This window comes from Spirillospora sp. CA-142024 (assembly GCF_050942325.1).
GTDB lineage: Bacteria > Actinomycetota > Actinomycetes > Streptosporangiales > Streptosporangiaceae > Spirillospora.
Genome location: NZ_CP192077.1, coordinates 6,195,740 through 6,218,828 on the forward strand (window position 1 = coordinate 6,195,740; position 23,089 = coordinate 6,218,828).

Here is a 23,089-nt window from a genome sequence, read left to right on the forward strand (position 1 = left end):
CGGCGGGGCGGAAGGAGCACGCGCATGCAGGAGCGACCGCTCAGCGGCATCCGGGTCCTCGACCTCACCAACGTCCTCGCCGGGCCGTACTGCAGCTACCAGCTGATGCTGCTCGGGGCCGAGGTCGTCAAGATCGAGGTGCCCGGCCAGGGCGACCTCGCCCGCCGGCTCGGCCCGGACGCCGAGCTGAACCGCGGCGGCCTCGGCGCCTCGTTCCTCGCCCAGAACGCGGGGAAGAAGTCGGTCGAGCTCGACCTCAAGGACACCGACGGCCGCGCCGGCTTCGCGGCGATGGTCCGCGGGGCGGACGTGCTGCTGGAGAACTTCCGGGCCGGTGTCCTCGACCGGCTCGGCTTCGGGTGGCCGCGGCTGCGGGAGCTGAACCCGCGGCTGGTCTACTGCGCCATCTCCGGGTTCGGGCAGACCGGCCCGATGAGCCAGGCGCCCGCCTACGACCAGATCATCCAGGGGCTGTCCGGGATGATGAGCGTCACCGGGACCAAGGAGACCGCCCCGCTGCGCGTCGGCTTCCCCGTCTGCGACACGATCGGAGGGCTGGCCGCCGCGCTGCACATCGCGGCCGCGCTGGCCGGCCGGTCCCGCACCGGCGGGGGGACGTTCCTGGACGTGTCGATGCTGGAGGCGGCCGTCTCTGCGATGGGCTGGGCGGTCTCCAACTACCTGGTCAGCGGGGTCGCGCCCGAGCCGATGGGGACCCAGAACGCCACCGCCGCGCCGTCCGGCACGTTCGAGGCCGCCGACGGGCCGCTGAACATCGCGGCCAACCGGCAGCGGCAGTTCGAGACGCTCTGCGGCCTCCTCGACCGGCGCGATCTCCTCGACGACCCCCGGTTCGCCGACCGGGAGGCGCGCAAGCTGCACCGCGACGAGCTGACGGACGAGCTGAACCGCGCGCTGCGCCGCCGCACCGCCGCGGAATGGGAGGAACTCCTCGGTGCGGCCGGGGTCCCCGCCGCCCGGGTCACCGACGTCCCGCAGGCCGTCCGGCTCGAACAGCTCGACCACCGCGGCTTCTTCACCGATCTCCCGTTCCCGGACGGGTCCGGGCGCGTCCTCCGGGTCGCGGGCAGCGGGGTCCTGCACGACGGCGAGGCGCTGCGGCCGGCCGCCCCTCCCCCGCTGCTCGGCCAGCAGAACGGCGAAAGGGAGACCCTCACGGCCCGCTGGAACGGCCGGGAGGACGACGCCGCCATGAACGGCACGCGGCGGGAGACCCCGTGAGCGACGTCGATCCGACGGGGGCCGTCGGCGAGTGGTGGGCCACCGGCATCAGCCGCATGGAGCCCGGTGTGATCGAGCTGCGGGGACGTCCGGTCCAGGAGCTCATCGGCACCACCGGCCTCACCTCCATGATCTGGCTGATGCTGCGCGGCGACCCGCCCTCGCCCCGGCAGGCGGCGCTGCTCGACGCGGCGCTCGTCGCCGCCGTCGACCACGGCCCGCAGGCGCCCTCGATCGCCATCGCGCGGATGGCCGCCACCTGCGGCATCGGCCTCAACGGCGCCGTCGCCAGCGCGGTGAACACCCTGGGCGACTCCCATGGCGGCGCCGGGGAGCAGTGCGTCCGGCTGCTGGACGAGATCCTCGAACGGGAGTCCGCGGGAGCCGGGCTGGACACCGCGACCGCGGAGGTCGTCGCGGCCTGGCCCCGCTACCTGCCGGGGTTCGGCCACCGGTTCCACCCGGTGGACCCGCGCCGGGACCCGCTGCTGTCCCTGGTGGAGGAGGCCGCCCGGGACGGTGTCGTCCCGGGCGGCCACCTGCGCGCCGGCCTGGCCGTGGAGGCGTACCTGGCCCGGGGCCGGGAGAGGCCGGTGCCGATGAACATCGACGGCGCCACCGCGATCGTCTACGCCGAACTCGGCTTCCCCGCCCCCCTGGCCCGCGGCCTGTTCGTGCTGAGCCGCAGCATCGGCATCCTCGCGCACGCCTGGGAGGAGACCCAGAGCGGCCGGCGCAACAAGGGACCGGTACCGCGCTCGGTCCTGCCCGCCTACCGTCCGCCGTCCTGACGGATCAGAGCCGCCTGTGGGGGGACGACCCCCCACACCCCCCGGTTCGCTCCGCTCTTCAGATCCCCCGGACGGCGGCGACGGTGAACGGGATCTCCGGGGTGCCGTCGCCGAGCGGGCCGCCCTTGTCGAACTGCGAGCGGACCACGTAGAGCGTCCCGTCGCGGCGGACGAGCGTCGTCGGGACCTGGAGGGACGGGTCCGCCAGCGTGCGCTCAAGGCGGGCCCGCGTTCCGTCGCGCGCGACTCGCCAGCGGGTGAGGACGTTGTCGACGTTGTCGGCCGTCCAGATCCGCCCGTTCTGGAGTTCGAGCCCGTCGGCGTTGTGCATGTCGCCCCCGTCCAGGGCGACCTTCCGGATCGCGCCGGTGCTGATGTCCAGCCGGTAGAGATCCCCGCCGAGCATGTCGTCGGTCAGGACGAACCGGCCGGCGGGGTCGGCGACGATCCCGTTCAGGGTGAAATCGCCTGGCTTGTGCGGTTCGAGGACGCCGTCCAGGTCGAACCGGGTGGCCAGCGTGCCGTGTCCACCCCGCGCCTTCGCCAGGTCGTCCGGCGTGACCTGGTAGACGACCGCGCGGGCGCTGTCGGTCAGGTAGGCGGTGCCGTCCGGGGCGATGGCGAGGTCGTTGACGAACCGGGCGCCGTCGCCCGGGACGGTGAACCGCGCCAGGAGGCGGCGGCTTCGCGCGTCGTAGACCGCGACGCCGGACGAGGAGTCGATCACCCAGAGCCGTCCCGCCCGGTCGACCTTCAGGCCGTTGGCGGTGTGGCGGCCGTCCGCGCCCGCCGGGAGGAACACCTCGGCCACGCGGTGGCCCGGCCGCATCCGGTAGACGGTGCCGTCCGCGAAGGAACCGGCGTACATCGTGCCGCTCCGGGGGTCGGCGGCGATCCCCTCCGGGTACACGCGGTCTCCCGGAAGGACATAGGCCGTGGAGATCCGCGCGTGCGAGGCGGTCGTCGGCGAGGCGCCGGAGGGCGAGGCCAGGGCCACGGACGCGGGCAGCACGGCGACGGCCAGGGCGGCCGCCGCTGCCGCCGTGGAGCGCTGGAAGCGCGACATGAACGTCTCCATTCGAGCTAGATTCTTAGAATGCGTTCATACGATAGTTAGAACTCTAATACTCGTCAACGGACTTCTCTTCGCGGCTCGATACCATGCGGGAATGACCTCGATGCCCGCCCCGGAGCGGCTCGGCTCCCACCTCAAGCGTGCCGAGCAGGCGCTCAACGGGGCCAAGCACGCGGCGCTGAAGCCGAGCGGGCTCACGGTCCCGCAGTACGCGGCGCTGCTCCATCTCGCCGACCACCCGGGGATGTCGGCGGCCGCGCTGGCCCGCGCGTGCGCGGTCACCCCGCCGACGATGAACACCGTCCTGAAGAACCTCCAGGAGCGCGGGCTGATCGAGCGCACCCCGCACGAATGGCACCGCAACATCCTGGAGACCCGGCTCACCGCCGAGGGCGAGGCGGTGCTGGAGAACGCCGACGCCCGCGCGGTCCGGGTCGAGCGGGGGCTCGCCGCCGAGTTCACCGACGCGGAGCGGGAGACGCTGATCGCGCTGCTGGGCCGGTGCGTCGGCTTCCTGGATGCCGCGCGGTCCGCTCCCGGCGGCTGAGACACTCACTACGGAACGGGACGAACACCGCCGGCACGGGAGGGCTCATGGGCAACGAAGTCGAGCACGACAGGTCGGGTCAGCTCAAGCAGATCGAGAGCGGGCTGCTGCCCGGCGAGCAGATCATCGCCGTCTACGACGCCGTCGGCACCGGCACCGGGTTCATCGGCCTCACCGACCGCCGCGTGATCATCCAGGACAAGAGCTTCGCGGGCAAGAGGTACGCGATCACCAGCGTCCCCTACTCCAAGATCACCTCGGTGAGCGTGGTCAGCAACAAGTCGTGGGCCGGGTCGTACTTCTCCACCGGGTCGATCGCGATCAACGTCGGCACCCACACCTACGAGATCGAGTTCCGCGGCTCCGACAAGAGCCACCACGTGCACAACGTGATCCTGCAGTACATCTCCGGCTGACCCCGCCGCGGCCCGAAGGGCCGCCGGTCAGACGACGACGCGGGCGGTGGAGCCGGCGCGGTCCTTGGCGACGCGGAGCTGTGCGGGGATGCGGGCGCGCAGTTCCGCGACGTGGCTGACGATGCCGACCGCCCGGCCGCCGTCGCGCAGGCCGTCGAGGACGTCCAGGACCTCGTCGAGCGTCTCCTCGTCGAGCGTGCCGAACCCCTCGTCGACGAACAGGGTGCCGATCTCGGTGCCGCCCGCCTCGGCGGTGACGACGTCGGCGAGCCCGAGCGCCAGGGACAGCGAGGTGATGAACGACTCGCCGCCGGACAGGGTCACCGGGTCGCGTTCGAGGCCCGTCCAGGAGTCGGCGACGCGCAGGCCGAGGCCGCCGGCGCCCCTGGTGCGGTCGCCGGCCGCCTTCTCGGTGGTGTGGACGAGGGCGTAACGCCCCCCGGACATGCGGTGCAGCCGCTCGTTCGCTGCGGCGACGACCTGTTCGAGGCGGGCCGCCAGCACGTACGCCGACAGCGACATCGCGTGCCGGTTCGCGCCGTGCTTGCCCGAGGTCAGGCCCGCGAGCCGCTCGGCGACCGCGTGCCGTTCGGCGGCCGGACGCCACGCGCGGACGGCCCGGTCCAGTTCCGCGCGGAGCTCGGCGAGGCGGTCGCAGCGGTGCCGGGCCCGGTCGGCGGCGTTCGCGGCCTCGGTGTGCGCCGCCTCCGCCACCTGCACCGACGCTTCGAGCGCGGCCAGGTCGGGTTCGGGTTCGGCGGCGGCCGCCGCCAGCGCCGGGTCCTTGAGGAGCGCGCGGACCGCCGCCTCCTCGTCGTCCAGGCGGCGGATCCCGTCGCGGAGCTCCCCCTGGTCCTCGTCGGACAGTGCGGCCGCGAGGACCTCCTCGGGCGTTCCGAAGCCCTGCTCCTCGGCCCCCTGCCTCGCCTTCGCACGGGCGGCGGACAGCTCCTCGTCGGCGCGGCCGGAGGCGCGCGACGCCTCGACCGCCTCGGCGAGCGCGTCGGCCTCCCGGCCGAGACGTGCGATGCGCGCCTCAAGGCTGGGATCGTCGCCTCGCGCATCGTCGAGCTCGGCGGACAGCCTCGCCTGCTCGTCGGCGAGCTTCTGGTCCTCGGTGCGGTTCGCGGTGAGGGCGAGCGTGATCTCCTCCCTCTTGTCGCGGACCCGAGCGAGTTCCCGCTCGTCCCGGTGGAGGGCCTCCTCCAGCCGTTCGGCGTCCGCGGCGCGGGCCGCCGTCTCGCGGACGGTCCGATCGGCTTCGGCGAGTTCCTCGCCGAGCGACTCGGCCGTGACCTCGCCGGAGGTCTCAAGGAGGCCGTCGCGTTCGGTGCGGAGGGCCTCGACCTGCCGTCCGCTCTCCTCGCGGCCGGCCTGCGCACTGTCGGCGGCGGCCTGCGCCTCGTCCACCTGCTCCTCGGTCGGGATCACGGCGAGGGAGGCGACGGGGTCGGGGTGCTCCGTCGCACCGCAGACCAGGCACGGCTCACCGTCCTTCAGCTCGCCGGCGAGCACCGCGGCCATGCCGTCGAGACGCGCCTGGCGAAGGTCGAGAACTCGTTGCCGCGCGGCCTGGGCGGCGTCGACCATGTCGCGGTGCGCCGCCTCGGCGTCGCCGAGCAGGTGCTCCACCTGGTCACGGCGCCGCGCCGCCTCGAAGCGGTGCCGGGCGGCGGTCGCGGCGGCCTCGGCGCCGGCCAGCCGTGCCGCCGCGGCCCTGGCCTCGTCGCGTTCGGCCTGCCGCGCCGCGACGATGCCCGGCAGGTCGGCGACCATCGCGCCGAGCCCGGCCTCCTCGGGTTCGAGGCGGGACAACTCGCGGCCGAGTTCCGCTCGCTCGTCTTCGATCCGCTTGAGCCGAGCCGTCGCACGGCGGTGCCCGTCCAGCGCCGCGACCTGGTCGCGGCGGTCGCGCTCGGCCTTGGCGAGGACGTCCTCGGGCGCCTTCGGCGGCAGCAGCGCGGCGACCCTGGAGCGGGTCTCGTCGGCCCAGCGGCGTGCCCGGGCCGCCTCGCCGTACCGGGCCTGGACGTCCTTGACCAGCGGGACGGCCCGGTCGGCACGGGCGGCGGCGTCGAGCCGCGACGCCAGCCGGGACTTCTCCTCCGCCCGTTCGGCCAGGGCGTCCCGCCTGGCGACGGCCTCGGCGTGGCGGCGCCGCCGGTCGGCGATCGCCTTCGCCTCGTCGAGCGCCTCGCGCGCCGCGCGCAGCGTCGCGGTGACGCCCGCGCGCAATTCCTCGACCGTTGAGCGGACGTCCTCGTGCCCGCCGGCCAGCTCGGCGGCCCATGCGGGCAGCGCCTCCACCTCGGCGAACGGCTCCACGGCGGGCTCGCCGCGGCGCGGAGCGGGCACGACCGGACGTTCCCCGCGCGGCGGCGCGGCACCGGTCGTCCCGGCGATCCGGTCGGCGATCGAGGCCGCGACGGCGCCGAACTCGGCGGCCTCCCGCCCGGTGGCCGCGCGCCGGTCGGCCAGCCACTTCTCGACCTGCGTGAACACCTCGGCGGCGAAGAGGCGCTCCAGCACCTTGCGGCGCTCGTCGGCGCCGGCGCGCAGGAACCCGGCGAACTCGCCCTGCGGCAGCATCGCCACCTGGCAGAACTGGACGGCGGTCATCCCGAGCATCCGCGACACCAGGTCGCCCGCCTCGTCCAGCCGCGTGGTGAGCCCGATCCACCCGCCGTGCTCGGACTCCTCCAGAACGACCTTCGCGTGCTCCAGGGTCGTCCCGGAACCGCGCAGTTTCGGCCGCTCCCACGCCGGGGACCGCGTGATGCGCAGCCGGCGGCCCCGGATCGTCGTCTCCAGCACGACGCGCGGCCCGGCGCCGGGCGGCGCGTGATCGCTGCGCAGCCCCTTCGCCGCGTTGCGGACGCCGGGCACCTGCCCGTAGAGGGCGAAGCAGACCGCGTCGAGGATGCTCGTCTTGCCCGCGCCCGTCCGGCCCTGGATGAGGAACAGCCCGGCGTCCGACAGCGCGTCGAAGTCGATGACCTCCGTCCCCGAGAACGGCCCGAACGCCGCGATCTCCAGCCGGTGCAGCCTCAAGCGAGCGCCTCCTTGCGGCGGCAGGCCTCGAAGGCCTCGTGGAGGAGGGCGCGCTCGGCGCCGGTGGCGGGGCCGTCGGTCACCTCGGCGACGAAGTCGCCCGCGATTTCGAGGGCCGAGCGTTCGCGGACGCGCCCGGACCAGGTGCGGGCGCCGTCCGTCCCGCCGCCCGCCGGCTCGAAGCCGAGGACGAGCGTGTGAGGGAAGCGGCGGCGCAGCCGTTCCATCGCGGCGGACGGGCGGCGCGCGTCGGTGAGCGTGACCTGCAGCCAGCGGTCTTCGAGCGCCTCGTGGGCCGGGTCGCCGAGCAGGTCGTCCAGGCGGCCTTTCAACCGGGCGAGGCGGCGCGGGACGGGCGCCTCCACGAACTCCGACGCGACGCCGTCCTCGCGCAGATCGATGAGCCAGGAGCCTTTGACGTGCTTCTCCTCGGAGAACGAGTACGCGAGCGGCGAGCCCGAGTAGCGGACCCGGTCGGTGATGCGCCAGGCGCCGTGCAGGTGGCCGAGCGCGGCGTAGTCGACGCCCTCGAAGACCGACGCGGACACCTGCGACGATCCGCCGACCGAGATGTCGCGTTCGCTCTCGCTGGACTCGCCGCCGGTGACGAACGCGTGGGCGAGGACGACAGATCGCTCGGCGCGGGCCGCGGCGTCCTCGCGGACGCGGCGCATGGCCTCGGTGAGCGCGGCGGCGTGGCTGCGCTCGTCCAGCTCCCATGGGTGCCGGACGAGTTCGGGTTCCAGGTAGGGGATGCCGTAGACGGCGGCGTCGCCGACGATGACCGGCTCCCCAACGGCCGCGAAGTCGGTGCGGACGTGCACGCCGGCCGCGTCCATCAGCGCCGACCCGAACCCGAGGCGGCGCGCCGAGTCGTGGTTGCCGGCGATGACCACGACCCGGGTGCGGGCGGCGAGCCGCGCCAGCGCCTCGTCGCACAGCCGGACGGCGTCCACGCCGGGCAGCGCGCGGTCGTAGACGTCCCCGGAGACCAGCACGCAGTCGACCCGCTCCGCCGTGACGGTCTCGACCAGGTGGTCGACGAACGCCGCCTGCGCGGCCAGCAGGTCCTCGCGGTGGAACGATCTGCCGAGATGCCAGTCGGAGGTGTGCAGGAATCGCATGTCGCAGCAACCATAGGCACCCCCTCCGACACATCCCGCGCAGAAACGCCGAGTCGTCCCGAACGATCTCCGAAACCCCATGCGGTCACGGGCCTGCGCGCTCCCGTAGGGTTGCGGCGTGAGCGAGCGTCCCCATGTGCTGCTGAGCTGCGCGATGTCCGCCGACGGCTACATCGACGACGCGACTCCCGAGCGGCTGCGGCTGTCCAGCACGGCGGACTGGGACCGGGTCGACGCGGTGCGGGCCGGCTGCGACGCGATCCTCGTCGGCGCCGGGACGGTGCGCGCCGACGATCCCCGGCTGCTGATCCGCTCCGCGGCGCGGCGGGAGCAGCGGGTGGCGCGCGGACTGCCCGCCGACCTCACCAAGGTGACGCTGACCTGGAGCGGCGGCCTGGACCCCGGCGCGCGCTTCTTCACCACGGGCGAGTCGCCGAAGCTCGTGTACGCGCCGTCCGGCACGGCCGGCGAGCTGGCGCCCCGGCTGGAGGGCCGCGCCGAGGTCGTGGACGCGGGCGACCCGCTCGCGCTGCGGACGGTGCTCGCCGACCTCGCGAGGCGGGGCGTCCGGCGGCTGATGGTCGAGGGCGGCGGCGGCGTCCACACGCTGTTCCTGACGGCGGACCTGGTGGACGAGATCCACCTCGTGGTGGCGCCGTTCTTCGTCGGCGACCCGTCCGCGCCGCGGTTCGTCCGGTCCGGGGTGTTCCCGCAGTCACCGGAACGCCCCATGCGGCTGGAGGAGGTCACGCGCATCGGCGACCTGGCACTGCTCCGCTACGTGATCGGGCACGTGCGTGGATGATCTCGGCTGGCTGGAGCTCGCCTGCGATCTGGCGGCCCTGTGCCCGCCGTCGAGCACGGCGTTCTCCGTGGGCGCGGTCGTCGTCGGCGCGGACGGCCGGGAGGTCGCGCGCGGCTTCTCCCGCGAGCACGATCCGCACGACCACGCCGAGGAGGCCGCCCTCGCCAAGGCCGCCCGGGACCTGACCGGCTCCACCGTGTACAGCTCGCTCGAACCGTGCGGGCACCGGGCGTCCCGCCCCCGGACGTGCGCGGAGCTGATCGTCGCGTCGGGCGCCCGCCGCGTGGTGTTCGCGTGGCGGGAGCCGGCGCTGTTCGCCGCGGGGAGGGGCGCCGAGATCCTCGCGGCGGCGGGGGTCGAGCTGGTCGAGGTGCCGGAACTGGCCGGCCGGGCCCGCGAACCCAACGCCCATCTCCTCGGGAAATGAGACGCGAGTCTCATTCCTCTTGCCAACGCCCCGGGACCGCATGCGATGCTGAGCCCAAGCAAGCATTCGGTTACCCGAATCGGCCCGGCGGGCAGGGAGGCACAGCAGCATGCGCGAGCACGATCGGCTGTTCATCGGCGGCGAGTGGACCGCACCGGCCGGCACCGGCACCATCGACGTCGTCTCCCCGCACACCGAGGAGGTCATCGGGCGGGTGCCCGAGGGCACCGAGGGCGACATCGACGCGGCCGTCGCGGCGGCGCGGCGCGCGTTCGACGAGGGCCCCTGGCCCCGGATGACGCCCGCGGAGCGCGCCGGGATCGTCGGCCGGCTGTCGGCGATCTACGCCGAGCGGCAGCAGGAGATGGCCGACCTCGTCACCGCGGAGATGGGGTCGCCCATCATGTTCTCGGTGTTCGGGCAGTCCGCGATCCCGCAGATGGTCCTGCAGTACTACGTGGACCTCGCCGGCTCCTACACCTGGGAGGAGCAGCGGCAGGGCATGCTGGGGCCGGTCACGGTCACGCAGGAACCCGTCGGCGTCGTCGCGGCGATCGTCCCGTGGAACGTCCCGCAGTTCACCCTGATGCTCAAGCTCGCGCCCGCGCTGATCGCCGGCTGCACGGTGGTGGCCAAGCCGTCCCCGGAGACGCCGCTCGACTCCTACCTGCTCGCCGAGTGGATCAAGGAGGCCGGGATCCCGGAGGGCGTCGTCAACTTCGTCCCGGCCGGGCGCGAGGTCGGCGCGTACCTCGTCGCGCACCCGGACGTCGACAAGGTGTCCTTCACCGGCTCCACCGCCGCCGGCCGCAAGATCGGCGCGGTGTGCGGGGAGCAGCTCAAGCGGGTCACCCTCGAACTCGGCGGCAAGTCAGCCGCGATCATCCTGGACGACGCCGACCTCGCCTCCACCGTCGAGGGCTTCAAGCTGGCGTCGCTGATGAACAACGGCGAGGCGTGCGCGGCGCAGACCCGCATCCTCGCGTCCCGCCGCCGCTACGACGAGGTCGCCGACGCGCTCGCGACCATGGTCGGCGGCCTGAACGTCGGCGACCCCGCCGACTACGGCAGCGAGATCGGCCCGCTGGTCGCCAGGCGGCAGCAGGAGCGCGTGGAGAACTACATCCGGATCGGCCAGGACGAGGGCGCCAAGCTGATCACCGGCGGGCTGAACCGGCCGCACGACCGCGGCTGGTACGTCGCCCCGACCGTGTTCGGCGACGTCGGCAACGACATGCGCATCGCCCGCGAGGAGATCTTCGGGCCGGTGCTCGTCCTCATCCCCTACGAGGACGAGGCCGACGCCGTCAGGATCGCCAACGACAGCGACTACGGCCTCGGCGGCTCGGTGTGGACGTCCGACGTCGGCCACGGCGTCGAGGTCGCCCGCCGGATCCGCACCGGCAGCTGCGGAGTGAACATGTACACGCTCGACCCGAACACGCCGTTCGGCGGCTACAAGAACAGCGGTCTCGGCCGCGAGCTCGGCCCCGAGGGCATGCGCGCCTACCTGGAGCACAAGTCCATCCCCCACCCCGCACCGGCGTGACGGCCCGGCCCCGCGCCCCCGCCGATTCCGTCCCGGGGGCGCGGTGGCCGCCCGAGTAACGGAAAACCGGGTGAATCGGGGCGGATGATCCGGAACGATGCAGCTCATGCGCGCCGACGATCTGCTCGACGAGATCGAGCCCCTCTCCTACCCTGACCGCGTCCGCCGCCTGGTCGGCCTGCGGAGGCTCGCGGGCGGGCCGGAACTCACCGCGCTGCTCGCGGAGCTGGGAGGACGCGGCCACTACGAGCGGTCGGTCGCGCTGTTCATCGCGTCCGCGGTGCGGGACGAGGCGTCGCTCGCGCACATCCTCGCGGCGGCGCGCGACCCCGACACGGCGCTGGCGCTGCAGGCGATCCGGCTGTCGGTGCGGTACACGCCGGCGCCGGAGCCGCTGGTGCGGAGCCTGACGGACGCCCCGATCGCGATCCGGACCGCGACGTACCGGGCGATTCGCAGGTACCGCCGCGCGGACCTCGCCGGCGCGCTCGTCGGCCCGGTCGCCGCGCGGTGGGGCGCGGACGAGGCCGCCGCGCTGCTGCCCGCCTGCGATCCGGAGCAGGCCGCCGAGCACCTCGCCGGGCTGGCGCACGCCGTCCCGAACCGCCGCTCACTCGGCCGCGCCCATCCGGAGACCGTCCTGGACCAGGCGGGGCGGGAGCTTCGCGATCTTGCCGGAAGCGCGCGGAACTCCTGGTGGCACTGGAACGGCCCGGGCGTCGCGGCGGCCGTACGGCACGACCCGGGGCGCGTCCTCGGCCTGGTGGAGGACTACTGGCACGCGGGCGGGCTGCCGGAGGCGGTGCGGCCCCGGATCGGAGCGCTGCTGGACGCCGAGCCGGAGCGGACGCTGCGGCTGCTGCTGTCGGACGGCTGCCGGCCGATGCTCCCCTCGCTGCTGAACTCCCGCTCCCTGTGCGAACGCCTCGCCCGCATCGGCGGGGACGCGCTCACCGCCGTGGCCCGAGCCCTCCGCGACGACGAGTACGTGCTGCGGCGGCTGCTGAAGACGGTCCCGCCCAGCCGGCGCGGCGCCCTGTTCGACGCGGCGATGGCCGGTGTGGACCTCACCGCCGCCGAGCTCGGGGAGGAGCTGCTGAACGTCCTGCCCCGCCCGGTCCGGGTCCGGGAGGCACGCCGGATGCTGGCGCTGCGCACGGTCGCCGAACGGCCGCGGCGGGTGCGCGCCGTCACCGCGTTCCTCCCGTTCGAGGAGGCGCGGCCCGTCCTGGAGGAGCAGACGCGCAGGCCCGACGCCGAGGAGCGCGCGGAGGGCTACGGGCTGCTCGTCGAGTGCGCCGGGCGGGAGCGCGACCCGGAGGTGCTGGCCGTCCTGCTGGAGTCGCTCGGCCGGCTGCGGAACGAGCAGAATCCCGTGCGGCTCGCCGCGCTGCATGCCCTGGCTTCCGTCCCGAGCACGGTACTGCGGGCCGGGCACGCGGCCGCCGTCGAGCGGCTCACCGAGGACTCGCTGAACGCCCGTGACTGCTCCGACGTGACGCGCGACATGCTCATGCGGATCGCTCTCACGTTCTTCGCGCAGGGCGCCGTCCGTGACGACGCCGAACTGGCGGTGTCCGGCATCGGGCTGATGACGCGCCTCATGGGCAGCGCCTCTCACGTTCGCCTCGGCCGGATCGACCACGTCCTGCGCCGCGGTCAGGAGCACCGCCTCGTCGAACGGCTCGTCCCGCTGCTCGACGAGGGCGCGCGCCGCGACGACCACGCCCTCGCGCTGCTGCTCGTCCGGGCGCTCGGCCCCCGCGCCCACGGCGTCCAGGTGCTCCAGGACGCGCTGGAGAAGGCGCTGGACGCCCGCGCGGACGGGGTGATCCGCGACGCGATCACACTCTGGCTGGAGCCGCCGGCGACCCGCGCGGAGCGCGTCGAGCGCGTCGTCACCAAGGACCCGTCGACCGTCGCCGTCCCCGCCGTGCTCGCCGCCATCGCCGCCGAGCGGACCGACCTCCTGCACCTGGTCCTGTCGGACGCCACGCCCGCCGGCCGTTTCCAGCGCGCCGACGTCACCTACGTCCCTTGGGTGGAGCCGCGCTGGACGCGGCGCTGGACGGCCCGTCAGCACACCGCCTACCTGAGCCTCCTGGAGCGGGTCGCGCGCGACGAACGGCTTCCGGACACGAGCCGGGGACGCGCGGTCACGGCGATCGCGACCGTTCCCGGCGTGGACGCCGCCCGGCTGCGCCCGTTCCTGGAGTCGGGCGACACCCACCTGCGCCGGATGGCGCTGACCGCCGCGCCGTGGACGGCCAGGCCGCAGGACGTCCTGCCCGACCTGCTCGCGCACGCCTCGTCCGACGACGCGCACGTCGCCGTGTACGCGGCGGGGCGCGCGGCGCGGTTCGTCCGGCCGTCGGCGCTCGCGGCGCTGCTGCGCCCCGTCCTCACCGACGGCAAGATCACCGCGCGGAAGGAGGCGCTGCGGATCCTGCTGCGCACCCGCGTGCCGGAGGCGATGGACGTCGTCGCGGCGGCCTGGGACGACCCGGGGCAGCACCGCGACGTGCGCGCGGCGATCGTGTCGGCCGTCCGCCCGCACATGGCCGAGCCGGTCGCGCGGCGGATCCTGGCCGAGGCCGCGGACGGGCCCCGCGACCTCGCCCGCCAGGTGCTCGGCGCGTGGCCGTACGAGATCCAGGACGCGTGGCGGGCCGCGTTCGCGGACCTGGCCGTCCGGGTGGCGTACTCCCCCGACCCGGAGGTGTCGGACCCGGCGCTGTCCGCGCTCGGGCGGTGGGCGCCCTGGGCGCCGGAGATCCCGGCGGTGCTGGCCGGCGTCCTCACCGACCTCGGAGAGACGCGCAGCTGGCGGACCGCCCTGTTCACGCTGGTCTCGTGCGCCATCGGCGGCACCGGCACGGAGGAGCTGGCCGGGGCCGCCGCGACGCTCGCGGCGGCCGGCGACGTCGCTGACGCCGAAGCCGAGCGCGACCTGCCCGCGGCCCAGCGGCTGACCGCGCTGGCGGACGCGCTCCGCAGCTCCGCCGCCAACCGCCGCGACGCCGCCGAACCCGCTTTGCGGGCCGTCATCGGACGGCTTCCGGCGCAGCTCGCGCGCGAGCTGTCGGCCGCGACCGTGCGCTGGACGGAGCCGGACGCGGCCACCACCGTGGACGCGCTGGCCGACGACTGCGCGGGCGTGGCCGCCCTCGCCGTCCGGTGGGTCGCCCGGGCCCTCGCGAACGGCCCGCACTCGGGATCCTCGGTCTGGCTGCTGCCGGACGCGGACGACGTGCGCCCGCACGCGGTGCGGCTCGCGGGCCGCGGTGACCTGGCGGGCGGCCTTTTCGCGTGCGCGCTCACCGACCGGCACGGCCCGCGCGCCGGCTGGCCACCCGAGTGGAGGACGCTCCTGCGCACCCTCCGTACCCACCCGGCGCCCGACGTCGCCTTCACCGCACGCGACATCCACACTGCCGGCGAGTGACGGCGCCTCCTGGTGCATACCAGGAGGCTCGACCGCCCTCCCCGCGCCCGCCGGGCGCGGGGAGGGCGGTCCGGTCACTCCTTGGTGAGGCCCAGGTGCTCGGCCTCCTTGGTCAGCCGCCCGGCCGCGGCCGGCGACCCCGCGGCGTCCAGCTCGTGGGCCAGTTCCTCCAGTTCGCTGCCGCCCGCCATGAGGCCGGTCAGCTCCTCGCGGGTGATCTCGTCCTTGGTGTGGTAGCCGATGCTCTGGCCCCGGTTGAGGATCAGGAAGCGGTCACCGACCGGGTAGGCGTGGTGCGGGTTGTGGGTGATGAAGATGACCGCGAGGCCGCGTTCCCGCGCCTGGACGATGTAGCGCAGCACCACCCCGGCCTGCTTGACGCCCAGGGCCGCCGTCGGCTCGTCCAGGACGAGGGCCTTGGCGCCGAAGTACACGGCGCGGGCGATCGCCACGCACTGCCGTTCGCCGCCCGACAGCGTCCCGATCGGCTGGTCGACGTCCCGCAGGTCGATGCCCATCGCGGCCATCTCGCCGCGGGTGGTCCTCCGCATGAAGTCGATGTCCATGCGGCCGAGCCCCTTGCGCTTCTCCGACCCGAGGAAGAAGTTCCGCCAGACCGGCATCAGCGGGACGACCGCGAGGTCCTGGTAGACCGTCGCGATGCCTCGGTCGAGCGCTTCGCGGGGCGACCCGAAGGAGATCTCCTCGCCCTGGACCTCGTAGGTGCCGGTGTCGTGGCGGTGCAGCCCGGCGACGACCTTGATGAGCGTGGACTTGCCCGCGCCGTTGTCGCCGAGCACGCACGTGACCTCGCCGGCGGACGCCTCCAGCGTCACGTCCCGCAGCGCGATGACGTTGCCGTAGTTCTTGCCGACGCCGGTCAGCCTGATCAGCGGCGGCCCCTTCGCGTCCGCCTCCGCCTCGGTCTTCGCGTCCGTCATGACGACCGCTCCACTCTGCGCCGCACGATCAGGTTGACCACGGTGGCGATCAGCAGCATCGCGCCGAGGAAGAACCGGAACCAGTCGGGGTTCCACTCCGCGTACACGATGCCCTTGTTCGTCATGCCGAAGATGAACGCGCCGATGGCCGCGCCGATCGCCGACCCGTAGCCGCCGGTCAGCAGGCACCCGCCGATGACCGCGCAGATGATGTACAGGAACTCGTTGCCGACCCCCTCCCCCGACTGGACGGTCGCGAACGCGAACACCAGGTGCATCCCGGAGAACCAGGCGCAGAACGCGACCCCCATGAACAGGCCGATCTTCACCCGGGCCACGGGGACGCCGACCGCGCGGGCGCTGTCGGCCGAGCCGCCCACCGCGAAGATCCAGTTGCCGATGCGGGTGCGCAGCAGGATCCAGGTCGCGATCGCCACGAACAGCAGCCACCAGAACACGGTGATCTTCACGTTGACGCCGAGGACGTCGATGTCGGACGCGAAGATCGAGCGCGCCGAGCCGAAGCCGTCCATGTCGCGGACGGAGTCGCTGGCGACGTTGCCGGTGAGGGCCTTCGTCACGCCGAGGTTCAGGCCGGCGAGCATGAAGAACGTCGCGAGCGTGATGATGAAGCTCGGCAGCTTCGTCCGGACGTAGAGGATGCCGTTCACCATGCCGAGCGCCAGCGTCAGCACCAGGGAGATCGCCACGCCCGCCCACACGTTCAGCGTGAGCTGGTAGGCGGTCAGCGCGGCGATCAGCGCGGAGGACGTCACCATCACCCCGGCGGACAGGTCGAACTCGCCGCCGATCATCAGCAGCGACACCCCGACCGCCATGATCCCGAACGTCGAGCTGGCGTACAGCACGGTCGAGAACGACCCGGTCTGCAGGAACGCGTCCGCGACGATCGAGAAGAACACGAACAGGGCGACCGCGCCGAGCAGCGCGCCGAGCTCCGGGCGGCCCAGCAGCCGCCGCATCGGCGACCGCCGGGCCAGACGCTCGTCGGAGCCAGGGCCGGCCACCGGGGGCGGCTCGGTCACGGCCTGCGTCATCGCGTCCCCCGGTTGGCGAACGCCGCCAGCTGACCCGCGTTCTCCTTGGTGACGATCGCGGGGCCGGTCAGCACGGGACGGCCGCCGCCGAGCACGTTGCCGTTGTTCTTCAGCAGCCACAGCTCGTCCACGGCCTCGTACCCCTGCAGGTAGGGCTGCTGGTCGACGGCGAACTGGATGGCGCCGGAGTCGATCGAGGCGATCAGGTCCTTGTTCAGGTCGAAGGTGCCGATCTTGGCCTTGCTGCCGGTCTCCTTGACCGAGTCGACGGCGGTCGCGGCGAACGGCGCGCCGAGCGTCAGGATCCCGTCGATGCTCTTGTCGGCCTGCAGCTTGGCGGTGATGGACGACTTCACCTCCGGCATGTTCGTGCCCTGGACGAACAGGTTCTGCATGTCGCCGCCGAACGTCTTCTTCGCGCCGGCGCAGCGGTCCTCCAGGCCGACGTTGCCCTGCTCGTGGACGACGCACAGCGCCTTCTTCGCGCCGATCTTCGCCAGCTCGGTGCCGGCCGCCTCACCGGCGATCGACTCGTCCTGCCCGAAGTGCGCGATCGCGCCGAGCTTGGCCGAGTCCGCGGCGCCGGAGTTGATCGACACGACCGGGATCTTCGCGGCGATGGCGCGCGCCAGCACGTCCTTCATCGCGTCCGGCTTGGCGAGGGTGACGATGATGCCGTCGACCTTCTTGTCGATCGCGGCCTGGACCAGCTGGGCCTGCTTGCCGCCGTCCGGGTCCGCCGAGTACAGGAACTCGACGTTGTCCTTGGCGGCGGCGGCCTTCGCGCCCTTCTGCACGATGTCCCAGAAGGTGTCGCCCGCGCCGGAGTGCGTGACCATCGCGATCTTCAGCCGGGGCCCGGCGCCCTCCGGCGCCTCCTCGGACTTCTTGCCGCCCGAGCTGCTGCAGGCGCTCAGCGCCAGCAGTCCCGCGGCGGCCAGCACCGCGAGTCCCCTCGACGATCCACGCGCGAAAACGCCTCTCATCGACTGATCTCCGTTCTCCCCGAATGGTCGGTCTGAGGAGTTGATCACAGATGATGGCGGCGTGCGCCCCGATCCCTCTCATATCGGGTACGGGCCTCCCGGGTGGAGTCCAGCGCCGACACCTCCGCGACTGGGACGTCCCACCATGCCGCACTGCCCGGGGGCCCTGCCAAGGGGTTCGTCTCGATGTGGACGACCGTCGTGCGCTCGGCCTTCCTGGCGGTGCGGAGCGCGTCCCGCAGATCGTCCACGGTGGACGCGCGGATCACGTCGGCGCCGAGGCTCGCGGCGTTGGCGGCGAGATCGACCGGAAGGGTGCCGCCGTCGAGGCCGGTGCCGGTCCGGGCGCGGTAGCGGGTGCCGAACCGCTGCGCGCCGACCGACTCCGACAGGTTGCCGATCGAGGCGAACCCGTGGTTCTGGACCAGGACGACGATCAGCTTGATCCCTTCGGCGACCGCGGTGGTCAGCTCCTGCGCCATCATCAGGTACGAGCCGTCCCCGACGAGGACGAACACCTCTCGGCCGGGTGCGGCCATCTTCACCCCGAGCCCGCCGGCGATCTCGTAGCCCATGCAGGAGTAGCCGTACTCCACGTGGTAGCCCTTGGGGTCCCGGGTCCGCCAGAGCTTGTGCAGATCGCCCGGCATGGAGCCCGCCGCGCACACCACGACGTCCTGCGGCTCGCTGATCTCGTTGACGGCGCCGATGACCTCCGCCTGGGTGGGCGGCTCCGCGTTCTGGGGGGCGAAGGCGCCGTCGACCTCGGCGTTCCAGCCGGCGATCAGGGTCCGGGCCCGGTCGCGGTGGGAATCCGGGGCCGTGTAGCCGCCGACGGCCGCGCCGAGACCCCGGATGGCCTCCCTGGCATCGGCGACGACGGCGGCGCCGGAGAGCTTGACCGCGTCCGCGCGGGCGACGTTGATGTTGACGAAGCGGACGTCCGGGTCGGCGAACAGGGTGTGGGACGCGGTGGTGAAGTCGCTGTAGCGGGTGCCGATCCCCACCACGACGTCGGCCTCGCGAGCCAGCGCGTTGGCGGCGGTCGTCCCCGTCGCGCCGATCGCGCCCACCGAGCAGGCGTGGTTCCAGGGCAGCGCGCCCTTGCCCGCCTGGGTCTCGGCCACCGGGACGCCCGTCCGCTCGGCGAAGGCGCGCAGCTCTTCCGTCGCGCCCGAGTAGATGACGCCGCCCCCCGCCACGATCAGCGGGCGCTCGGCGGCCTGGAGAATCCCGGACGCCTCGGCCAGCGCGGCCGGCTCGGGCACGGGGCGGCCGATCCGCCACACCCGGCGGGCGAACAGCTCCTCCGGCCAGTCGAACGCCTCGGCCTGCACATCCTGCGGCAGCGCGAGCGTGACCGCGCCGGTCTCGGCGGGGTCGGTGAGCACCCGCATCGCCGCCAGCAGCGCACTGGGCAGCTGCTCGGGACGGTTGATCCGGTCCCAGTACTTCGACACCGGCTTGAAGCAGTCGTTCACGGACACGTCGTAGGAGCGGGCGTCCTCCAGTTCCTGCAACACCGGGTTGGCCACCCGGGTGGCGAAGATGTCGCCGGGCAACAGCAGCACCGGCAGCCGGTTGACTGTCGCCAGAGCGGCTCCGGTCACCATGTTGGTGGCCCCAGGGCCGATGGAAGTCGTGCACGCGAACGTCGAAAGCCGGTCGTTCATCCGGGCGTAGCCGGAGGCGGTGTGCACCATCGCCTGCTCATTGCGCGCCATGTAGTACGGGAACTCGTCGTCGTACTCCAGCAACGCCTGCCCGACCCCCGCGACGTTGCCGTGGCCGAAGATGCCGAAGCAGCCCGCGAAGAACCGCCGCTCGGCACCGTCTCGCTCGCTGTACTGGGATGCCAGGAACCGGACGACCGCCTGACCGACCGTGAGCCTCATGACCGTCCCTCCGCCGAGGTCAGGGGGAGCCGGGCATCGACCGGCCGCCCGGACCAGGTGTCCCGGATCCATGCGTGCGCCGGATCGTCGCAGATCCGCCAGGCCCGCTCCGGCGAGGGCCCGGCCATCACGTTCAGGTAGTAAAGGTCGTGCCCCGGCGGGGCCATCGACGGGCCGTGCCAGCCGTGCGGGATCAGCACGGCGTCGCCGCTGCGCACCTCAGCGAGCACGTCGATCGGACGCCCGGGCGAACCGTAGACGCGCTGGTAGGCCATGCCGCCGCGGGCGACCTCGAAGTAGTAGATCTCCTCCAGGACGGCCTCGTCCGGCGTCTCCTCGTCGTGCTTGTGCGGCGGGAACGACGACCAGCAGCCGCCCGGCGTCAGCACCTCGCACGCGATCAGCTTCTCGGCGAACGGGAAACCCTCGGGCGTCCCGAAGTTGTTGACCTGCCGGCTCGCCGGCCCCGCGCCCCGCAGCTCCACCGGGACCTTCTCCGCGGGGCCGTAGCGGGGTGCGAGCCGCCCCTCGCACCGGGCGCCCGCCAGCGCGAACCGTCCGCGGCCCCGGACGGTCACCTGCGCGTCGCGCGGCACGTACGCGAAGTCGCTGACCCGGCTGAAGACGTGGTCCCGCCCCTCCAGCTCGAACCGCTCGCCATCGCACTCGACGGCGCACGACCCCGCCAGCGGCAGCACGATGGTCTCGAACTCGCCGGTGGCGAACGTGTGCTCGCCGCCGCCGGGCAGTTCCAGGACGCGCAACGCGGAATGCGCCCAGCCGGCCGACTCGGGCGTCACGACGAGCCCGTACGGGCCCTCGCCGGCGGTCCCGGCGGGCAGGTGGTACTTCATCGAGGCTCCTTGAGGAGTTCTTCGACCTCGTCTTGGGTGGGCATCGCGTCCGAGCAGGCGATGCGGGACGCGACGATCGCCCCGGCGGTGCCGGCGAACTCGACCAGCCGCCGCAGGCCCCACCCGGCGAGGAGGCCGTGGCAGATCGCGCCGCCGAACGCGTCTCCGGCACCGAGCCCGTTGACGACGTCGACCTTGACCGGCGGCACCTGCACCACCTCCTCGGCCGTCGCCGCGAGGACGCCCTCGGGGCCCATCTTCACGATGGCGAGTTCCGGGCCGCGGGACAGGATGGCGCGGGCGGCGGCATGCGGTTCCCGCTCCCCCACGGCGACCTCGCACTCGTCCAGGTTGCCGACGGCGACCGACGCTCGTTCCAGAGCGAGACCGGCCCAGTGCGGTGCCTCCCCAGGGTCGTCCCAGAGCATCGGCCTGTAGTCGAGGTCGATGACGGTCCGGCCGGGATGTTCGGCGAGCGCGGTGAGGGTCGCCTCACGGCTGGGCTCCTGCGAAAGGCCCGTGACCGTGGCCCACACGATGCGGGCGGCGCGGATCGCCTCAAGGTCGAGCTCGTCCGGGCGGATCTCCAGGTCGGGCGCCTTCGGATAGCGGTAGAAGTACAGCGGGAAGTCGTCGGGCGGGAAGATCTCGCAGAACGCCAGCGGCGTCGGCAGTCCGGGAACGGGTGTGACGAACCGGTCGTCGACGCCGTAGCCCCGGAGCGCCTTGTGGATGAATCGTCCGAACGGGTCGTCGCCGGTACGGGTGATGACGGCGGCGCGGCGGCCGTACCTGGCCGCCGCCACGGCGACGTTGGTCGGGCTGCCGCCCAGGTACTTCCCGAACGATTCGACTTCCTCCAGCGGCACGCCCACCTGGTCGGGGTAGACGTCGACGCTCACCCGTCCCATCGTGATGAGGTCGAACGTCATCGGGCCACCCTGGAGAGAAAGTCCAAGCTCCGGCGGACGTCGTCGTACGGCCCTGCGCCCTCTGCGGGCTCCTCGGTCAGGATGGTGTCCTGTTCCATCACCCACCAGCCTTCGTAACCGGCGTCCTCCAGAGTGCGGATGATGCCGGGGATGTCAATGTCACCGTCCCCGAGTGGCCGGTACAACCCGTCCTTGACCGCGTTCGTGTAGGTGACGTCGCCCTTGAGCACCTGTTGGGCGAGCCCCACATCGACGTCCTTCAGATGGACGTGCGCTATGCGCGGCGCCGCGAAACGGGCCAGCCACACCGGATCGGTCCCGCCGACGAGCAGGTGCCCGGTGTCGAGGCAGAGCGGGACGCTGCAGCCGCCGAGCACACGTTCGACCTCATCGCGCCGTTCCACGACCGTCCCGACATGGGGATGCAACGTGACGAGCCGTCCGCGTGCGGCGGCCCGCGCGGTGATCGCGTCGAGGTTGGCCAGGAGCGTGGACCACGCCTTCGTGTCGAGGACGGGACGCTCGTCGTATCCGTCGAGGCCGGTCGCGGCGGCCAGGACGAGCACACCGCCGATGCCGTCCAGGGCCCGGTCGATCACCGGCACCGGGTCGAACGCGGGGTCGTGCAGGACGATCGGGACGAACGCCCCCACGAGGCCCAGCGCATGGGACGCCAGCAGCTCGTCCCGCTCCCGCGCACCGCCCGGCAGGAAGCCGTCCGGCCCGAGCTCCGTGGCGGCGAGGCCGAGCGCGCGCATCTCGGCGAGCACCCGTCCGGGTTCCATCTGGTGACCCCAGCCGGGCACCTCGCACACGCCCCACGAGATCGGCGCGCCGGCGATCCTCACCGCCGCACCTCCTCGGTGCCGACGATCCGCCCCTGCCGCATGGACAGCTCGCACGCCTCGGCGAGGTAGAACGCCTCCAGCGCGTCCTCGGGCGGGCACGGGTTCGCGCGGCGGCCCGCGACGACGTCCACGAACGCCTGGAGTTCGGCGTCGTAGGCGTCGGAGAAGCGGTCCATGAAGCCGCTGTAGGCGGTCCTGGGCTCCTCCCCGCGCTCGGGGAGGGCGGTCGTGGGCGTCCGCTCGTCCATGCCGGTGATGACGCTGTCCTTGGACCCGAACAGTTCCAGCCGTGCGTCGTACCCGGCGGCGTTGTAGCGGGTGGCCGAGACCTGGCCGAGCGCCCCGTCGTCCAGGACGAGCAGTGCCGACCCGGTGTCGACGTCGCCGTACTCGCGGAAGAAGTCGTCGCCGCGATTGGCGCCCGCGGCCATCACGCGGACGACCTCGCGTCCCGTGACGAAGCGGATGAGGTCCAGATCGTGGATGACGCAGTCGCGGAACAGCCCGCCCGACGAGGGGATGTACCCGGCCGGCGGCGGCGCGGGATCGAAGCTGCACGACCGGACGGTGTGCAGCCAGCCGAGCCGCCCCGAGGCGAGGGCCTCGCGCGCCGCCGCGTTCCCGGCGTCGAACCGGCGCTGGAACCCGACCTGCACCGGTACCCCGGCGGCGGCCGCGGCCTGGACGATTTGGAACGTTCCATCCAGGTTCGAGGCGAGCGGTTTCTCGCAGAAGACGGGCATTCGGGCGGTCACGGCCCGGTCCACCAGGTCCGCGTGCGCGTCCGTGGCCGCCGCGACGATCAGCCCGTCCAGGCCCGCGGCGAAGAGCGCGTCGACGTTCTCCAGCGCGGTGACCTCGGACGGCGTCCGGGGCAGCCGCGCCGCGAGGTCGCGAGCGCGTCCCGGGTCGGCGTCGGCGATGACCAGCGCGTCCACTTCCGGCAGTCCACACAGAGCGGCGGCGTGGCGCGCACCGATGCGCCCCGCGCCGGCCAGTCCGATCCTCATCGATCCCCTCCCGGTCGGCGGTCAGGTGAAGTCACGAGTGTGATGGAGCGTTCCAGAACCGTCAACGACCGGCCGTCCGCCTTCCCCGAAAAG

19 protein-coding genes are annotated in these 23,089 nt (G+C 73.4%); 8 read left to right on the forward strand and 11 right to left on the reverse strand.

Annotated elements, in window-relative coordinates; genetic code table 11:
* The first annotated feature begins 24 nt into the window (after window positions 1-24).
* Window positions 25-1,242, forward strand: coding sequence for a CaiB/BaiF CoA transferase family protein (locus tag ACQPZP_RS29415; RefSeq protein ID WP_433472975.1), 1,218 nt, complete (start codon window positions 25-27; stop codon window positions 1,240-1,242).
* Window positions 1,239-2,033: a citryl-CoA lyase gene (locus tag ACQPZP_RS29420; RefSeq protein ID WP_433472976.1), complete on the forward strand. Its 795-nt coding sequence runs from the start codon at window positions 1,239-1,241 to the stop codon at window positions 2,031-2,033. The genes ACQPZP_RS29415 and ACQPZP_RS29420 overlap by 4 nt, the downstream gene beginning before the upstream one ends.
* Before the next feature lie 58 nt (window positions 2,034-2,091).
* Here the strand turns inward: ACQPZP_RS29420 and ACQPZP_RS29425 are convergent, their stop codons facing one another.
* Window positions 2,092-3,099 (reverse strand): SMP-30/gluconolactonase/LRE family protein, encoded by a 1,008-nt coding sequence (locus ACQPZP_RS29425; RefSeq protein ID WP_433472977.1) that lies wholly within the window; start codon window positions 3,097-3,099, stop codon window positions 2,092-2,094.
* A gap of 103 nt (window positions 3,100-3,202) precedes the next feature.
* On the opposite strand from ACQPZP_RS29425, the gene ACQPZP_RS29430 reads away from it, so the two are divergent.
* Complete coding sequence (locus tag ACQPZP_RS29430; RefSeq protein WP_433462584.1) at window positions 3,203-3,655, forward strand: MarR family winged helix-turn-helix transcriptional regulator; 453 nt, start codon at window positions 3,203-3,205, stop codon at window positions 3,653-3,655.
* Window positions 3,656-3,702: 47 nt separating this feature from the next.
* Window positions 3,703-4,071 (forward strand): PH domain-containing protein, encoded by a 369-nt coding sequence (locus ACQPZP_RS29435; RefSeq protein WP_433472978.1) that lies wholly within the window; start codon window positions 3,703-3,705, stop codon window positions 4,069-4,071.
* A gap of 27 nt (window positions 4,072-4,098) precedes the next feature.
* Here the strand turns inward: ACQPZP_RS29435 and ACQPZP_RS29440 are convergent, their stop codons facing one another.
* Window positions 4,099-7,122, reverse strand: a complete 3,024-nt coding sequence (locus tag ACQPZP_RS29440; protein ID WP_433472979.1) for an AAA family ATPase — start codon at window positions 7,120-7,122, stop codon at window positions 4,099-4,101.
* A complete protein-coding gene (locus ACQPZP_RS29445; protein ID WP_433472980.1) occupies window positions 7,119-8,246 on the reverse strand; it encodes an exonuclease SbcCD subunit D in 1,128 nt (375 codons plus the stop codon). The genes ACQPZP_RS29440 and ACQPZP_RS29445 overlap by 4 nt, the downstream gene beginning before the upstream one ends.
* Window positions 8,247-8,364: 118 nt before the next feature.
* Here ACQPZP_RS29445 and ACQPZP_RS29450 point away from each other — a divergent pair, with 118 nt between their 5' ends.
* From ACQPZP_RS29450 to ACQPZP_RS29465, 4 genes are all read left to right on the forward strand, one after another.
* Window positions 8,365-9,051 carry a RibD family protein gene (locus tag ACQPZP_RS29450; protein ID WP_433472981.1) on the forward strand — a complete coding sequence of 229 codons (687 nt, stop codon included), beginning with the start codon at window positions 8,365-8,367 and terminating at the stop codon, window positions 9,049-9,051.
* Window positions 9,044-9,478 (forward strand): deaminase, encoded by a 435-nt coding sequence (locus tag ACQPZP_RS29455; RefSeq protein ID WP_433472982.1) that lies wholly within the window; start codon window positions 9,044-9,046, stop codon window positions 9,476-9,478. The genes ACQPZP_RS29450 and ACQPZP_RS29455 overlap by 8 nt, the downstream gene beginning before the upstream one ends.
* A 109-nt stretch (window positions 9,479-9,587) precedes the next feature.
* Complete coding sequence (locus tag ACQPZP_RS29460) at window positions 9,588-11,027, forward strand: aldehyde dehydrogenase (RefSeq protein ID WP_433472983.1); 1,440 nt, start codon at window positions 9,588-9,590, stop codon at window positions 11,025-11,027.
* A gap of 97 nt (window positions 11,028-11,124) precedes the next feature.
* Window positions 11,125-14,472 carry a hypothetical protein gene (locus ACQPZP_RS29465; RefSeq protein ID WP_433472984.1) on the forward strand — a complete coding sequence of 1,116 codons (3,348 nt, stop codon included), beginning with the start codon at window positions 11,125-11,127 and terminating at the stop codon, window positions 14,470-14,472.
* 74 nt (window positions 14,473-14,546) lie between these two features.
* On the opposite strand, the gene ACQPZP_RS29470 is transcribed toward ACQPZP_RS29465, so the two are convergent.
* From ACQPZP_RS29470 to ACQPZP_RS29505, 8 genes are read right to left on the reverse strand one after another with little or no spacing between them, the layout of a single operon-like run.
* On the reverse strand, window positions 14,547-15,413 hold the full coding sequence (locus ACQPZP_RS29470) for an ATP-binding cassette domain-containing protein (RefSeq protein WP_433472985.1): 867 nt from the start codon (window positions 15,411-15,413) through the stop codon (window positions 14,547-14,549).
* Window positions 15,410-16,471: an ABC transporter permease gene (locus ACQPZP_RS29475; protein WP_433472986.1), complete on the reverse strand. Its 1,062-nt coding sequence runs from the start codon at window positions 16,469-16,471 to the stop codon at window positions 15,410-15,412. Before ACQPZP_RS29475 ends, ACQPZP_RS29470 begins: the two co-directional genes overlap by 4 nt.
* On the reverse strand, window positions 16,468-17,457 hold the full coding sequence (locus ACQPZP_RS29480; protein ID WP_433472987.1) for a sugar ABC transporter substrate-binding protein: 990 nt from the start codon (window positions 17,455-17,457) through the stop codon (window positions 16,468-16,470). The genes ACQPZP_RS29475 and ACQPZP_RS29480 overlap by 4 nt, the downstream gene beginning before the upstream one ends.
* A gap of 44 nt (window positions 17,458-17,501) precedes the next feature.
* A complete protein-coding gene (iolD, locus tag ACQPZP_RS29485) occupies window positions 17,502-19,352 on the reverse strand; it encodes a 3D-(3,5/4)-trihydroxycyclohexane-1,2-dione acylhydrolase (decyclizing) (RefSeq protein WP_433472988.1) in 1,851 nt (616 codons plus the stop codon).
* Window positions 19,349-20,206 carry a 5-deoxy-glucuronate isomerase gene (gene iolB, locus ACQPZP_RS29490; RefSeq protein WP_433472989.1) on the reverse strand — a complete coding sequence of 286 codons (858 nt, stop codon included), beginning with the start codon at window positions 20,204-20,206 and terminating at the stop codon, window positions 19,349-19,351. Before iolB ends, iolD begins: the two co-directional genes overlap by 4 nt.
* A complete protein-coding gene (gene iolC / locus ACQPZP_RS29495) occupies window positions 20,203-21,138 on the reverse strand; it encodes a 5-dehydro-2-deoxygluconokinase (protein WP_433472990.1) in 936 nt (311 codons plus the stop codon). The genes iolB and iolC overlap by 4 nt, the downstream gene beginning before the upstream one ends.
* Window positions 21,135-21,986 carry a TIM barrel protein gene (locus ACQPZP_RS29500; protein ID WP_433472991.1) on the reverse strand — a complete coding sequence of 284 codons (852 nt, stop codon included), beginning with the start codon at window positions 21,984-21,986 and terminating at the stop codon, window positions 21,135-21,137. The genes iolC and ACQPZP_RS29500 overlap by 4 nt, the downstream gene beginning before the upstream one ends.
* Complete coding sequence (locus ACQPZP_RS29505; protein WP_433472992.1) at window positions 21,983-22,996, reverse strand: Gfo/Idh/MocA family protein; 1,014 nt, start codon at window positions 22,994-22,996, stop codon at window positions 21,983-21,985. The genes ACQPZP_RS29500 and ACQPZP_RS29505 overlap by 4 nt, the downstream gene beginning before the upstream one ends.
* Window positions 22,997-23,089 lie beyond the last annotated feature (93 nt).

What these genes read in the sequence shown, in the direction of transcription:
- ACQPZP_RS29415 (WP_433472975.1), top strand. Translation starts at nt 25, where the DNA reads ATGCAGGAGCGACCGCTCAGCGGCATCCGGGTCCTCGACCTCACCAAC.
- ACQPZP_RS29425 (WP_433472977.1), bottom strand. Translation starts at nt 3,099, where the DNA reads ATGTCGCGCTTCCAGCGCTCCACGGCGGCAGCGGCGGCCGCCCTGGCC.
- ACQPZP_RS29430 (WP_433462584.1), top strand. Translation starts at nt 3,203, where the DNA reads ATGACCTCGATGCCCGCCCCGGAGCGGCTCGGCTCCCACCTCAAGCGT.
- ACQPZP_RS29435 (WP_433472978.1), top strand. Translation starts at nt 3,703, where the DNA reads ATGGGCAACGAAGTCGAGCACGACAGGTCGGGTCAGCTCAAGCAGATC.
- ACQPZP_RS29445 (WP_433472980.1), bottom strand. Translation starts at nt 8,246, where the DNA reads ATGCGATTCCTGCACACCTCCGACTGGCATCTCGGCAGATCGTTCCAC.
- ACQPZP_RS29460 (WP_433472983.1), top strand. Translation starts at nt 9,588, where the DNA reads ATGCGCGAGCACGATCGGCTGTTCATCGGCGGCGAGTGGACCGCACCG.
- ACQPZP_RS29465 (WP_433472984.1), top strand. Translation starts at nt 11,125, where the DNA reads ATGCAGCTCATGCGCGCCGACGATCTGCTCGACGAGATCGAGCCCCTC.
- ACQPZP_RS29470 (WP_433472985.1), bottom strand. Translation starts at nt 15,413, where the DNA reads ATGACGGACGCGAAGACCGAGGCGGAGGCGGACGCGAAGGGGCCGCCG.
- ACQPZP_RS29475 (WP_433472986.1), bottom strand. Translation starts at nt 16,471, where the DNA reads ATGACGCAGGCCGTGACCGAGCCGCCCCCGGTGGCCGGCCCTGGCTCC.
- ACQPZP_RS29480 (WP_433472987.1), bottom strand. Translation starts at nt 17,457, where the DNA reads ATGAGAGGCGTTTTCGCGCGTGGATCGTCGAGGGGACTCGCGGTGCTG.
- iolD (WP_433472988.1), bottom strand. Translation starts at nt 19,352, where the DNA reads ATGAGGCTCACGGTCGGTCAGGCGGTCGTCCGGTTCCTGGCATCCCAG.
- iolB (WP_433472989.1), bottom strand. Translation starts at nt 20,206, where the DNA reads ATGAAGTACCACCTGCCCGCCGGGACCGCCGGCGAGGGCCCGTACGGG.
- iolC (WP_433472990.1), bottom strand. Translation starts at nt 21,138, where the DNA reads ATGACGTTCGACCTCATCACGATGGGACGGGTGAGCGTCGACGTCTAC.
- ACQPZP_RS29505 (WP_433472992.1), bottom strand. Translation starts at nt 22,996, where the DNA reads ATGAGGATCGGACTGGCCGGCGCGGGGCGCATCGGTGCGCGCCACGCC.